Below are 13248 nucleotides of genomic sequence, written 5' to 3' on the forward strand. Positions count from 1 at the left end.
TTATCCATTAAACAGAACTGCCCGGCTGGAAGCGGGTATTGAACCTCCAGCCGGGCAGTCGCCGTTTTAGTTGCGCTCGAAAGCCTGCTTGAGCAAGGTGGCCTGCTCGGCGCTGTGCCGCTTCATGGAACCGGCCGCGGTGGACGCCGACGCCGGACGCGAGACAAGGCGGACCCCGCGGTTCAGGTGCTGCGGCAGGTTCAGGCCGATGAACGGCCACGGACCCTGGTTGGCGGGCTCGTCCTGTGCCCAGACGACCTCTGCGTTCGGGTACTTGGCCAGCTCGGCCTCGATCTGTTCCGCCGGCAACGGGTAAAGCTGCTCAACACGAATGATCGCCGTAGACGTGTCGCCGGTTTTCTGGCGGCTCGACAGGAGGTCGTAGTACAAGCGGCCCGAAACCAGGATGACACGATCAACCTTCTGGGCATCGAACTGTTCGTGTTCGCCGATGACCGGGTTGAAGCCGCCCGTGGTGAAGTCCTCCACCGACGACGCCGCGCCTTTGAGGCGCAGGAGCTGCTTCGGGGTGAAGATGATCAGCGGCTTGCGCGGACGGCTGTAGGCCTGGCGGCGCAGCAGGTGGAAGTGCGATGCCGCCGTGGTCGGGTTGGCAACAATCATGTTGTCTTCAGCGCAAAGCTGCAGGAAGCGCTCGATGCGGGCGGACGAGTGGTCCGGTCCCTGTCCTTCGTAGCCGTGCGGAAGCATCAGGATGAGGGAAGAGCGCTGGCCCCACTTCTGCTCGGCCGAGGAGATGAACTCGTCGATGATGGTCTGTGCGCCGTTGACGAAGTCGCCGAACTGGGCCTCCCAGAGCACCAAGGCATCCGGGCGTTCCACCGAGTAGCCGTATTCGAAGCCCATTGCCGCGTATTCGGACAGCAAGGAGTCGTAGATCCACAGCTTGGCTTGGTCGTCGCTCAAGTTGGCGAGGGGCATCCACTCATTGCCGTTGACGCGGTCGTGGAAAACAGCGTGGCGCTGCACGAAGGTTCCACGGCGCGAGTCCTGGCCTGCGAGGCGGACGGGAACGCCTTCCATGATGAGCGAACCGAAGGCTGCGATTTCACCGAAGCCCCAGTCGATTCCGCCTTCGCGGGACATCTGCTCGCGCTTCTCAAGGAGCTGCTTGAGCTTCGAGTGCACCGTGAAGTCCTCCGGAATGTCCAGGTGGGCCTGGCCGATCCTTTGGAGCTTCTCGGCCGAAATGGCGGTGGATGCCGGAGCGCTGGTACCGGAGTCTGCCTGCTGGGCAATGGGACGCTCGATGTCGGAGACCGCGGCGGAATCCGCCGTGATGATCGGGATCGGCGAGGTCTGGGCCGCGTGGGTCTCGGCGAAGACCCGCTCAAGGCGTTCCTGGTAGTCGCGCAGCAACTGCTCGGCTTCGTCCTCGGTGATGTCGCCACGGCCGATGAGGGATTCCGTGTAGAGCTTGCGGACGGAGCGCTTGGCTTCGATCAGGTTGTACATGAGCGGCTGGGTCATCGAGGGGTCGTCGCCCTCGTTGTGGCCACGGCGGCGGTAGCACACCATGTCCACAATGACGTCCTTGTGGAAGCGCTGGCGGAACTCGTAGGCGAGCTGCGCGATGCGCACCACGGCCTCGGGGTCGTCTCCATTGACGTGGAAGACGGGAGCCTGGATCATCTTGGCGACGTCGGTGGAGTACGTGGAAGAACGCGACGACGACGGTGCGGTAGTGAAGCCGACCTGGTTGTTCACGATGACGTGGATGGTTCCACCCGTGCGGTAACCGCGCAGCTGGGACAGGTTGAGGGTTTCCGCCACGACGCCCTGGCCGGCAAATGCCGCGTCACCGTGCACCATGATGGGCAGCACCGGGAAGACTTCGCCCTGGTCCAAGCGGTCCTGCTTGGCGCGGACAATGCCTTCGAGCACGGAGTCCACAGCTTCGAGGTGCGACGGGTTGGCGGCCAGGTAGACCTTGGTCTCATTGCCGTTGTCCGAGGTGAAGGTGCCTTCGGTGCCGAGGTGGTACTTGACGTCGCCGGAGCCCTGGACCGAGCGGGGGTCCTGGGTGCCTTCGAACTCGCGGAACACCTGGGCGTAGGTCTTGCCGGCGATGTTGGTCAACACGTTGAGGCGGCCGCGGTGGGCCATGCCGATGGCGACCTCGTCGAGGCCGTCGTCGGCGGCGTCGGAGATGATCGTGTCCAAGAGCGGGATCAGGGACTCGCCGCCTTCGAGGGAGAATCGCTTCTGGCCCACGAACTTGGTCTGCAGGAAGGTTTCGAAGGCCTCGGCCGCGTTGAGCTTGGAGACGATCCGCAGCTGCTCTTCGCGGCTCGGCTTCGAGTACGGGTGCTCAAGCTGGTCCTGGAACCACTTGCGTTCCGCCGGTTCCTGGATGTGCATGTATTCGATGCCCGTGGTCCGGCAGTAGGCGTCGCGGAGGACACCGAGGATGTCGCGGAACTTGAGCATCGGCTTGCCGCCGAAGCCGCCCGTGGGCCATTCGCGGTCGAGGTCCCACAAGGTCAGGCCGTAGGTCAGGACGTCAAGGTCGGCGTGCTTGCGCTGGACGTATTCAAGCGGATTGGTGTCCGCCATGAGGTGGCCGCGCACGCGGTACGAGTGGATCAGCTGCTGGATGCGGGCGACCTTGTTGATTTCGTCGGCGGGATCGACCTGGAGGTCGGGGCTCCAACGGACCGGCTCGTAGGGGATGCGCAGGGCTTCGAAGATTTCGTCGTAGAAGTTCTGTGCGCCGAGGAGCAGCTGGTGGACGAGCTTGAGGAATTCACCGCTGCCCGCGCCCTGGATGACGCGGTGGTCGTAGGTGGACGTCAGCGTGAGGATCTTGCTGATGGCGTTCTGGGCAATGATCTTCTCGCTCGCGCCCTGCCACTCAGCGGGGTAGTCAAGGGCGCCGACGCCGATGATTGCAGCCTGGCCCTTGGAGAGGCGCGGCACGGAGTGCACGGTGCCGATGCCGCCCGGGTTGGTCAGGGAGACCGTGGTGCCCGCGTGGTCGTCAGCGGTGAGCTTGCCGTTGCGGGCGCGCTTGATGAGGTCTTCGTAGGTGTGCCAGAACTCCGCGAAGTTCATGGTCTCGGCCTTCTTGATGTTGGGGACCATCAAAAGGCGGGTGCCATCCGGCTTGGGCATGTCGATCGCGATGCCGAAATTGACGTGCGCGGGCTGCACAGCGACGGGCTTGCCGTCCACTTCGTCGTAGTAGACGTTCATCGACGGGAACTGCGACAACGCGCGGACAACTGCGTAGCCGATGAGGTGCGTGAAGGAAACCTTGCCGCCGCGGGCGCGGGCAAGGTTGGAGTTGATGACAACGCGGTTGTCGATCAGGAGCTTGGCGGGGACGGCCCTGACGCTCGTTGCGGTGGGAACCTCGAGGCTCGTCACCATGTTGGAAGCGATGGCCTTCGCGGGTCCGCGAAGGACGGAGACGACGTCCTCTTCCGGCGGAGTGGGGGCCTTGGTGCTCTTGGGGAGCTGTGCGGGGATCGGCTGGGCCTGGCCTTCGGCGGGCTTCTGAGCGCCGTCTTTGGCGACAGTGGCCGGTGCCTTCTTGGCCGGTGCAGCAGGGGCAGGAGCTGCGGCCGGGGCCGCAGCGGGAGCAGCCGGCGCCGTTGCCGTTGCTGCGGCCGGGGCCACGACGGGAAGTTCGCGAGTGGGAGGATTCACAGGAGCGGAGGTTCCGTTGGAGGAAGTGCCGTCAGCGGTATCGAAAGACTCAAACAGGGGCCACCACTTGGCGTCGACTGAATTCTTGTCCTGTTGGTACCGCTCGTACAGTTCGTCAACGAGCCACTCGTTTCCGCCAAATTCCTCGGGTAGACGGTGGGTTGGCTGCTCTGGCACTTGAAATACGCCTCTTCCATGAGTGTTGATTTCCAGCTGGCCCGGTAGGTAGGTGCAGGGGGTGCAAACAGCGGGCCAGGGTCTGGGTCCCGCGAACTCAGACCCTAGCCAGTCTAGTGACGAGCGACGGGTAACTGCCAATAGTGGTGACCTAAATCATGCCGATCCGGAGGAAGCTCCGCAACGGTGCCCGGAGAGCATCGTTTTTGACGGCGAATTGCCTGGCTCCGGCCATCAAAGCGCGCGTGAGTGTCCCGGTCCGCCGGACTGTAGACTGGGATTCTTATGGACAGTAATTCTAGGTGCCGGCCTGGGAACTGCGGGGGACGTCGATTGGCAATCTCCCTGCAGCACACTCGCCGAGCCGGCAATACCCGTTCACATGCCCATCGCACCCCGGAGCTTCAGGCCGGCAGGTCGGCGGATAGATCATCCGCTGCGTCCGACCAACCCCCGCCGGGCCAAACGGCCCGCCGCCTTCCGGTAATTTCACTTCAGCCACTTTCTCTCCAGCCGCCTTCACTCATGCCAGCCAAGCCGCCCGTCCGCTTCGGTGGTGGCCAATAATGGAGTGGCTCCTCCTTCTTGCCGGCCTGCTTTTGATCGTGGGGACCGGCTTTTTTGTCGCCGTCGAATTCTCCCTGGTCGCTCTCGACCAAGCGACCGTCCAGCGGGCCGTAGACCGCGGCGACCACGCGGCCATCGCGCTTCTTGCCTGCCTCAAGTCGCTCTCCACCCAGCTTTCAAGCTGCCAACTGGGTATCACCCTGACCACGTTGCTCACGGGGTTCGTCATGGAGCCCTCGGTTGGCTTCCTCTTGCGCGGGCCATTGCTCTTGATTGGGCTGCCCGCGGCAGCGGCCCAGTCCGTGTCGCTCGTCATCGCCATGGCGATCGCCACAGGCCTGTCGATGCTGATCGGTGAACTCGTGCCGAAGAACATGGCCATCGCCTTGGCATTTCCGCTCGGAAGGACACTGGCGAGGCCGCAATTGATCTTTACCGCAGTGTTCAAGCCCGCCATCGTGGTGCTCAACGGCTTTTCCAACAAGGTCCTCAACCTCATGGGGCTTGAAGCCAAGGAGGAGATTTCGGGCGCTCGTTCGCCGTCGGAGTTGGCATCCTTGGTGCGCCGTTCGGCGGAGCTGGGAACCCTCGACGCCGGGACGGCAAACTTTGTCGCCCGGACATTGAACTTTTCGGCGCGCACGGCCGCGGACGTCATGACCCCGCGGATCCGCATGGAAACGATCGACGCCGACCAACCGGTTTCGGACATCATCGACGCCGCGCGGCGTACCGGCTACTCGCGTTTCCCCGTGATCGGGGACTCTGCCGACGACATCCGTGGCGTCGTGCACATCAAGAAAGCCGTCGCCGTCCCCTCGGAACGTCGCGGCGGCGTCGAAGCCGGAGCCATCATGTCCGACGTCCTGAGCGTCCCCGAAACGATCCATCTTGACGCCCTGCTCCTGGAACTTCGCGAAGGGAACCTGCAGCTCGCTGTCGTGCTTGACGAGTACGGCGGAACCGCGGGTATCGCAACGCTGGAGGACCTTGTGGAGGAAATCGTTGGTGAAGTGGCGGACGAACACGACAAGGTCCGGCCTGGATTGCTGCAAAGCGCCTCCGGCGACTGGTACTTCCCTGGCCTCCTTCGCCCGGACGAGGTGAGTGAACAGATCCCCGGACTCACTGTTCCCGATGATCCGGCGTATGAGACAGTCGGCGGATACGTCATGAGCCAATTGGGGCGTATCGCCGTTGTCGGCGACGTCGTGGAGGCCGGCGGCGGGACGCTGTCGGTCACCCGGATGGACGGCCGGCGGATCGACCGTATCTGCTTCAAGCCGGCGACTGGGGAACCGGGCGAGGACCGTGCGGACGCCAATAACGTTCCGGCGCCCGCCGTCGGAAGTCCAGGCCGCAGTGCAGTCAGCAGGGTGCCCGGCAAGGGCGCCCGGAAGGGGCGTGCAGCATGAGCGACTGGGCAGGGATCCTATGGCTTGTGGTGCTCCTGATCGGCAACGCCTTCTTCGTCGGGGCAGAGTTTGCCGTGATGTCAGCGAGGCGGAGCCAGATCGAGCCTTTGGCACGCGGAGGATCCAAACGGGCGCAGACAACCTTGCGCGCGATGGAGAGCGTCTCGCTCATGTTGGCGTGTGCCCAATTGGGCATCACCGTGTGTTCCTTGCTGATCCTCCAAGTGGCTGAGCCCGCCATCCACCATTTGCTGGCCGGGCCGTTGGGATCGGTAGGCGTCCCGGTCGAGCTGGCAGACGTCGTCGCATTCGCCATTGCCCTCCTGGCTGTCACGTTCCTGCACGTGACTTTCGGTGAGATGGTCCCCAAGAACATTTCGGTTTCGGTGGCGGACAAGGCGGCGCTGTTGCTCGCACCTCCGTTGGTCCATATTGCACGGTTCGTCAAACCTGTTATTTGGACGTTGAACTGGTCGGCCAACCACATCCTGCGGCTCATGCGGATCGAACCGAAGGACGAAGTGACCTCCTCCTTCACGCTCGAAGAGGTGCAGTCGATCGTGCTCGAATCGACGCGCCACGGGCTTGTGGACGACGACGCCGGTTTGCTGAGCGGCGCGCTGGAATTTTCCGAGCACACCGCCGCGCACATCATGGTTCCGCTCGACAAGCTCGTGATGCTCAAGCCGGGGTCCACTCCGCGGCAATTGGAGAAGGCGGTCAGCCGTACCGGCTTTTCGAGGTTCCCGGTTCTGGACGACGACGGCGAGCTGACGGGTTACGTGCACATCAAGGACGTGCTGTCCATACCGGAGGAAGGACGCCGCCACCCCATCGCCGAAAGCCGTGTCAGGTCGCTTGTGAATCTCGCCCCGGACGACGAGATCGAAGATGCGATGTCCGTGATGCAGCGGACCGGTTCGCACCTTGGCCGTGTGGTTGGCCAGGGCGGATCGACACTGGGCGTGCTGTTCCTTGAGGATGTCATCGAGCAATTGGTAGGCGAGATCCGCGACGCCACGCAGGCAACGGGAATCCGGAGGCTAGGCGGCCAGGCGCCCGCCTAGTTGCCGCCATTCTTTCGCGGTGGTCCGCGCCGGCCGGCTTGGCTGGCGCGGACTTCCGGTTCTAAATAGGAATCATTCCTATTTATCGATACACTCGTTGAGCCAGCTATTGTGCTTCATTCTCATATGAGTAGATCCGAGGTATCCCGTGCGTCTCGCCGCCGTCCGTCTTTCCCTTGCCGCATCCGCCGGCCTTGCCGTCCTGCTCTCCGCGTGCGGGGCTCCGGCCGCCACGGCGCCGTCGTCGTCCTCCGGCGCGATCGACGTGGTCGCTTCGACGAGCGTGTACGGGGACATAGCGAAGAGCGTCGGCGGGGATAAAGTGTCCGTGACATCGATCATCAGCAAGACAAGCCAGGATCCGCACTCCTACGAGGCGAGCACACAGGACAAGTTGGCGGTTTCCAAGGCGAAGCTGGTAATCGGCAATGGCGCAGGCTACGACGATTTCTTTACCAAACTGCTTGACGGCACCAAGGTTCCGGCCGACGACGTCATCGTGGCCGTCAACGTTTCAGGCCTCTTGCCCGCCTCGACCACCGGCGGCTCGACGAATGTACCGGAAGGCTTCAACGAGCACGTCTGGTACAACTTCGACGCCATGGGCAAGGTGGCGGACGCGGTGTCAGCCAAGCTGGGAGCCCTGGATCCGGCAGACGCCAAGACCTTTGCCGCCAACGCGGACAAGTTCAAGTCCTCCCTCGCAGGGCTGGATGCGAAAGTAGCCGCGATCAAATCGTCCAGGGGTGGACTCCCCGTCGCGATCACCGAACCCGTCCCCGGCTACCTCCTCGAGGCTGCCGGACTGGAGAACAAGACCCCAGAGGCGTTCAGCCACGCGATCGAGGAAGGGTCCGACGTCCCGCCCGCGGCCGTCAAGGAAACCGATGACCTGATTTCCTCGAAGTCTGTCCGTTTCCTCGCATACAACGAACAGACGTCCGGCGTCGAAACGGAAAAGCTGAAGGCCGCGGCGAACGCCGCGGGCGTCCCTGTGGTCGGCTTCACCGAGACGCTTCCGGAAGGGAAGGACTACCTCTCCTGGATGAATGACAACGTAGGCAATGTTGTTGCTGCGCTGAACAAGTAAGGCTGCGCTGGCCGGCACAACGACGGGCGGTAAGACTGTAAGCCGCCAGGCCCCGCGATCGTCCTAAGATGTACAGGGCGGACGCGGGGCACTGCTGTCCGAAGGGAGGGGTTTCCCCATGGATCGAGGAATTTTTTGACACCGGTAGTGAGCCTTCGCGGCGCGGGCCTCCAGTTCGGCCAAAGGGCTTTGTGGAAGGATCTCGACGTCGACCTCCGGGCAGGCGAGTTCCTCGCCGTGCTCGGTCCGAACGGCAGCGGTAAGTCCAGTTTCCTCAAAGTCCTCCTGGGCCTCCAACGCCTCCACTCCGGAACGGCGACCGTGGGCGGCCGTCCAGTGGAAAGGGGGAGCCGCAAAATCGGTTACATACCTCAGCAGAAGTCCTTTGCCGCGGACACTCCGCTCCGTGCGCGTGACCTTGTGGCACTGGGCGTTGACGGCCATCGCTGGGGTCTCCGGCTGAACTCCAGGATCGTCAATGAACGGGTCGATGGACTCTTGGACCTCGTGGGCGCACGGGACTATGCGAAGGTGCCGGTCGGCCAATTGTCAGGCGGCGAGCAACAAAGGCTCCGGGTCGCTCAGGCACTGGCTACCGAGCCCGAATTGCTGCTTTGCGACGAACCCCTCCTGTCCCTCGACTTGAACCACCAGCAGGCCGTGAGTGCACTCATCAACCGGCAATGCCGCGAACGGAACAGCGCGGTGGTCTTCGTGACACACGAAATCAACCCCGTCATCGAATACGTGGACAGGGTCCTCTACCTCGCGGGCGGCAGGTTCAGGGTGGGGACGCCCGAGGAAGTCATGACCACCGAGGTCCTCTCCGATCTGTACAACAGCCACGTGGAAGTCATCCGCGCGAACGGCAGGATCGTCGTCGTCGGCCTGCCGGATGCGACCACCCACTACCACGACGACGCACACTCCGGTGTGGAGGAGGGGCACTGATGGACTTCGGCGACATCCTGCACACCATCTTCAACTTCGAGGACTACGGCGAACTGCTGGCCCTCGTGCAGAACTCCATCTGGGCGGGCGCCGTGCTCGGGCTCCTCGGCGGGCTCGTCGGCACTTTCGTCATGAAGCGCGACCTCGCGTTCGCGGTCCACGGCATCTCCGAATTGTCGTTCGCGGGTGCAGCATTCGCCCTGTTGGTGGGGGCCGACATCATTTTCGGATCACTTGCCGGTTCCGTTGCGGCCGCGCTCCTGCTGGGACTCATGGGAGTCCGGGCGCGGGACAAGAATTCGATCATCGGCGTCATCATGCCGTTCGGCCTCGGCTTGGGAATCTTGTTCCTGGCCCTGTACCAAGGCAGGGCGGCCAACAAGTTCGGGCTCTTGACCGGCCAGATCGTGTCCGTTGATACGGTGCAGTTGCAGATGCTCGCAGGCACCGCCGTTGTGGTCATGATCGCCCTCGCCATCCTGTGGCGGCCGCTCAATTTTGCCAGCGTCGACCCCGAAATGGCAGAAGCCAGGGGAGTGCCCGTGCGGGGCCTGGCGATCGCTTTCATGGTTTTGCTCGGGATCAGTGTCGCCTTGTCCATCCAGATCGTGGGCGCGTTGCTGGTCCTCGCGCTGCTGATCACTCCGGCGGCTGCCGCGCTGAGGGTGACAACCTCACCACGTCTTGTGGTCTTGCTGAGTGTCCTGTTTGCGACCGCATCTACCGTGGGCGGCATTCTGTTGGCGCTCGGAAGCAGGATTCCGATCAGCCCCTACGTCACCACGTTGTCGTTCTTGATCTACGTGGTGTGCCGGATCATCGGCAACGTCCGCACCAAACGGGGGATCAACGGAAGGACCGGGATCCCGTTACAGGCCGCGGGGCGCCCGGCCGAAGACCGGGCGGTAGCCGGCTAGAGCTGGCCGGCGGCTTTCTTCGCGGTGCAATCAGGGCAGAGGCCAAAAACTTCCACCGTGTGCGCAACTTCCGTGTAGCCGTTTTCGGCGGCCACCCGGGCTGCCCAGGTTTCGACGGCGGGAGCTTCCACCTCGACGGCCCTTCCGCAATTGCGGCACAGCAAGTGGTGGTGGTGGCCGGTGACGGCGCAACGGCGGTAGACCGCTTCGCCGTCGGCGTTGCGAAGGACATCGATCAGGCCGTCGTCCGCGAGGGATTGCAAAATGCGGTAGGCCGTTGCCAAAGACACCGAGACACCCTTGTTTTGAAGCAGGCGGTAGAGCTCCTGGGTGCTGACGAAGTCATCCAGTTCATCGAGGGCGGCACTGACGGCCAAGCGCTGCTTGGTGACCCGCTGCTCCTTGACGGCGGGTTCCTTCGCAACCGGAAGCGACTGGGCAGAGGGCCCGGACGTGGCGGCTTTGGCGCCCTGTGACATTCGTGAACTCATTTCGGTGTGGACATTCGCAAGCACCAAGATTACCAGCCGGACCTTTACGGACGCGGGTTCGTGGACACCGTCGCGCGCCCGCACCTAGGCTGGCTGCATGAAGCTCACCAAGTTCACCCACGCTTGTGTCCGCCTGGAGAAGGACAACCAGGTCCTTGTGATCGATCCCGGCGCGTACTCGGAAACGGGGGAGGCGCTCGCGGGTGCCAACTTCGTACTCATCACCCACGAGCATGCGGACCATGTGGACGTCGACGCCGTCGTCGAGGCGCTCAGGGACAATCCGGAACTCCACGTGCACGCGCCTTCGGGCGTCGCTTCCCAGCTTGCGGACAAGGCGGGCGACGGCGGCGGCCGGGTACACGCCGTCGAGCCCGGAAGCTCCTTTGACGCCGGCGGGTTTGCAATCCGTTCCTTTGGCGGCCAGCACGCACTGATCCACCCCCAGATTCCAGTTGTCGCCAATATCGGTTACCTCGTGGACGAGAATGTCTTCCACCCGGGGGACTCTTTCGTAGTTCCGGACGGCATCGACGTCAAGACCCTCCTGGTCCCCATCCATGCGCCGTGGTCGAAAGTGGGGGAAGTAGTGGACTTCGTCATATCCGTGCGGGCGCCGAAGGCGTATCCCGTCCACGACGGCCTGCTCAACGAACTCGGGCGCGGGTTGGTCGAAGCCCACGTCACCCGCATCGGCGCAAAATACGGCACCACGTATGCGCGGTTGTCGCCCATGGATTCGGTGGAGGTTTAGCCGGGCTTACATATCGCCAGGCCAGGAGGCGTCCTCGAAGAACCCGGCGAGGACGGCCTCATACGGCGCTGGATCCAGGCCGCGTTCTGCCAGCCACTCCGGATTGTAGTAGCTGCCTTCGTACCGTTCGCCGGCATCGCACATCAGGGAGACGACACTACCGCGCTTTCCCTCGGCGACCATGGCCGACACCAGCTTGCAGACGCCCCAGAGGTTGGTTCCCGTGGACGGCCCGGCGCGAAGACCGGCCAATCGCTGCAGGTAGCGCATGCCGGCGATCGACGCGGCGTCGGGCACCTGGATCATCGTGTCGATGACGGCCGGGACAAAACTGGGTTCCATGCGAGGCCGGCCAATTCCTTCGATCCGTGACGGCATGCCGGTGGAATGGTCCTGCAGGCCGTCACGCCAGCCCGGGTAGAAGGCCGAATTCTCCGGATCGACCACGGCAAGGCGGGTGCCATGGCGGTGGTACCTCAAGTAGCGCCCGATCGTCGCGCTCGTCCCGCCGGTCCCGGCGCCTACGACGATCCACTCGGGGACGGGGTGCTCTTCGAGGGCAAGTTGTTCGAAGATCGATTCCGCGATGTTGTTGTTACCCCGCCAGTCGGTTGCGCGCTCGGCAAACGTGAATTGGTCCATGTAGTAGCCGCCAGTGGTCCGGGCGACGTTTTCGGCCGCTTCGTAGACTTCCGAGGCGTGGTCCACGAGGAGGCAAGCGCCTCCGAATTCCTCGATGAGCGCGATTTTCTCCGGACTGGTGGTCCTGGTCATGACGGCAATGAAGGGCAGGCCGATGAGCCGGGCAAAATACGCTTCAGACACCGCGGTGCTGCCGCTGGACGCTTCAACGATGGTTGTTCCTTCGCTGATCCATCCGTTGACCAAGCCATAGAGGAAGAGCGAGCGGGCCAATCGATGCTTGAGGCTTCCGGAGCGGTGCGTGGATTCGTCCTTGAAATACAACTGGACGCCCCAGTGTTCGGGAAGGGGAACCGCGTACAGGTGGGTGTCCGCGGATCGGTTGTTCTCGGCTTCGATCCGTCGGATCGCCTCGTTGGCCCATGCCCGGTCCTGGTTGCGCGGAATGCTCATCGACTCAGCCTACCGGCGGCGCGGGCCAGCGGGGGATAGGCTGGTAGGCGGCCGGGAACCGCACGGCGGCAGACTTTCCGGACCGGCTCGACGAAGGAGATTTGATGGCCACCCTGATGGACGCAGACACCCTCAAAAACCGCATGGATGCGGGCCTGCGGACGGTACTTCTTGATGTCCGATGGGTGCTGGGCGATCCGCACGGCCATTCGCACTTCCGGCAGGGGCACATCCCAGGCGCCGTCTACGTCGACTTGCACAACGAGCTGGCCGATCCCACCGCCGAAGGCGAAGGCCGCCATCCTTTGCCGAAGACGGCTGCCCTTCAGCAAAGCGCGCGGGCGTGGGGCGTCAACGACGGCGATACCGTCGTCGCGTATGACGACAGCGGCAACATGGCAGCGGCCCGGCTGTGGTGGCTCCTTCGCGACGCCGGTTTCCATTCGGTTTTCCTGCTCGACGGCGGATTGGGCGCCTGGCGCTCGGCGGGCTATCCGCTGGCGCAGGACGAGGACCATCCCGCACCCGGCAATGTAGTGCTCGGCCACGGGCACATGCCCGCCATCAGCATGGACGAAGCCGCTGATTGGCACCGCCACGGGATCCTCCTCGACGCCCGCGCCGGCGAGCGCTATCGCGGCGAGATCGAACCCGTCGATCCCCGTGCCGGACATATTCCCGGAGCCATCAGTGCGCCCACCGGAGCAAACCTCGACTCCGACGGCGCCTTCAGGGATTCGGCCGGTCTACGCGCACGATTCGCGGAGCTTGGGATCGCCGACGGCACGAAAGTAGCGGTGTATTGCGGTTCAGGGGTGACGGCGTCGCACGAAATCGCTGCCTTGGAGGTTGCCGGCATTAAGGCTGCCTTGTTCCCGGGTTCCTTCTCGCAATGGTCTTCCTTCGAGCCCAACCCCGTGGCCACCGGAGCGGAGCCGCTTGGCCGTGCCGAAGTCCGGAACCCCGCCGGCCAGTGAAGCCGCCAGCCGGTGAAGCCGCCGAATCGGGGGCGTTACGAGCCGTTTCCGGAGAGTGGCACAACATGAGGGGCA

The 13248-nt window shown here is 63.8% G+C and carries 10 protein-coding genes; 7 read left to right on the top strand and 3 right to left on the bottom strand.

What is annotated here, in order from left to right:
- Nucleotides 1-66: 66 nt before the first annotated feature.
- Nucleotides 67-3849 carry a multifunctional oxoglutarate decarboxylase/oxoglutarate dehydrogenase thiamine pyrophosphate-binding subunit/dihydrolipoyllysine-residue succinyltransferase subunit gene (locus tag E1809_RS09455; RefSeq protein ID WP_133203981.1) on the bottom strand — a complete coding sequence of 1261 codons (3783 nt, stop codon included), beginning with the start codon at nucleotides 3847-3849 and terminating at the stop codon, nucleotides 67-69.
- A 566-nt stretch (nucleotides 3850-4415) separates the two neighbouring features.
- Here E1809_RS09455 and E1809_RS09460 point away from each other — a divergent pair.
- From E1809_RS09460 to E1809_RS09480, 5 genes are all read left to right on the top strand, one after another.
- Complete coding sequence (locus E1809_RS09460; protein ID WP_133203982.1) at nucleotides 4416-5831, top strand: hemolysin family protein; 1416 nt, start codon at nucleotides 4416-4418, stop codon at nucleotides 5829-5831.
- On the top strand, nucleotides 5828-6898 hold the full coding sequence (locus E1809_RS09465; protein WP_133203983.1) for a hemolysin family protein: 1071 nt from the start codon (nucleotides 5828-5830) through the stop codon (nucleotides 6896-6898). Before E1809_RS09460 ends, E1809_RS09465 begins: the two co-directional genes overlap by 4 nt.
- Before the next feature lie 148 nt (nucleotides 6899-7046).
- Nucleotides 7047-7988: a metal ABC transporter solute-binding protein, Zn/Mn family gene (locus E1809_RS09470; RefSeq protein ID WP_133203984.1), complete on the top strand. Its 942-nt coding sequence runs from the start codon at nucleotides 7047-7049 to the stop codon at nucleotides 7986-7988.
- A 135-nt stretch (nucleotides 7989-8123) separates the two neighbouring features.
- On the top strand, nucleotides 8124-8939 hold the full coding sequence (locus tag E1809_RS09475; protein ID WP_205754150.1) for a metal ABC transporter ATP-binding protein: 816 nt from the start codon (nucleotides 8124-8126) through the stop codon (nucleotides 8937-8939).
- Nucleotides 8939-9856 carry a metal ABC transporter permease gene (locus E1809_RS09480; protein WP_133203986.1) on the top strand — a complete coding sequence of 306 codons (918 nt, stop codon included), beginning with the start codon at nucleotides 8939-8941 and terminating at the stop codon, nucleotides 9854-9856. Before E1809_RS09475 ends, E1809_RS09480 begins: the two co-directional genes overlap by 1 nt.
- Here the strand turns inward: E1809_RS09480 and E1809_RS09485 are convergent.
- Nucleotides 9853-10335 carry a Fur family transcriptional regulator gene (locus E1809_RS09485; RefSeq protein WP_133203987.1) on the bottom strand — a complete coding sequence of 161 codons (483 nt, stop codon included), beginning with the start codon at nucleotides 10333-10335 and terminating at the stop codon, nucleotides 9853-9855. The two genes, E1809_RS09480 and E1809_RS09485, sit on opposite strands and share 4 nt — an antisense overlap.
- Before the next feature lie 109 nt (nucleotides 10336-10444).
- Here E1809_RS09485 and E1809_RS09490 point away from each other — a divergent pair, with 109 nt between their 5' ends.
- Nucleotides 10445-11101, top strand: coding sequence for an MBL fold metallo-hydrolase (locus E1809_RS09490; RefSeq protein ID WP_133203988.1), 657 nt, complete (start codon nucleotides 10445-10447; stop codon nucleotides 11099-11101).
- Between the two features lie 6 nt (nucleotides 11102-11107).
- Here E1809_RS09490 and E1809_RS09495 read toward each other — a convergent pair whose 3' ends face one another.
- Nucleotides 11108-12196 carry a PLP-dependent cysteine synthase family protein gene (locus E1809_RS09495; protein WP_133203989.1) on the bottom strand — a complete coding sequence of 363 codons (1089 nt, stop codon included), beginning with the start codon at nucleotides 12194-12196 and terminating at the stop codon, nucleotides 11108-11110.
- A 104-nt stretch (nucleotides 12197-12300) separates the two neighbouring features.
- Here E1809_RS09495 and E1809_RS09500 point away from each other — a divergent pair, with 104 nt between their 5' ends.
- Nucleotides 12301-13173, top strand: coding sequence for a sulfurtransferase (locus E1809_RS09500; RefSeq protein WP_133203990.1), 873 nt, complete (start codon nucleotides 12301-12303; stop codon nucleotides 13171-13173).
- Nucleotides 13174-13248: the final 75 nt, after the last annotated feature.

This window comes from Arthrobacter terricola (assembly GCF_004354015.1).
GTDB classification, from domain to species: domain Bacteria; phylum Actinomycetota; class Actinomycetes; order Actinomycetales; family Micrococcaceae; genus Arthrobacter; species Arthrobacter terricola.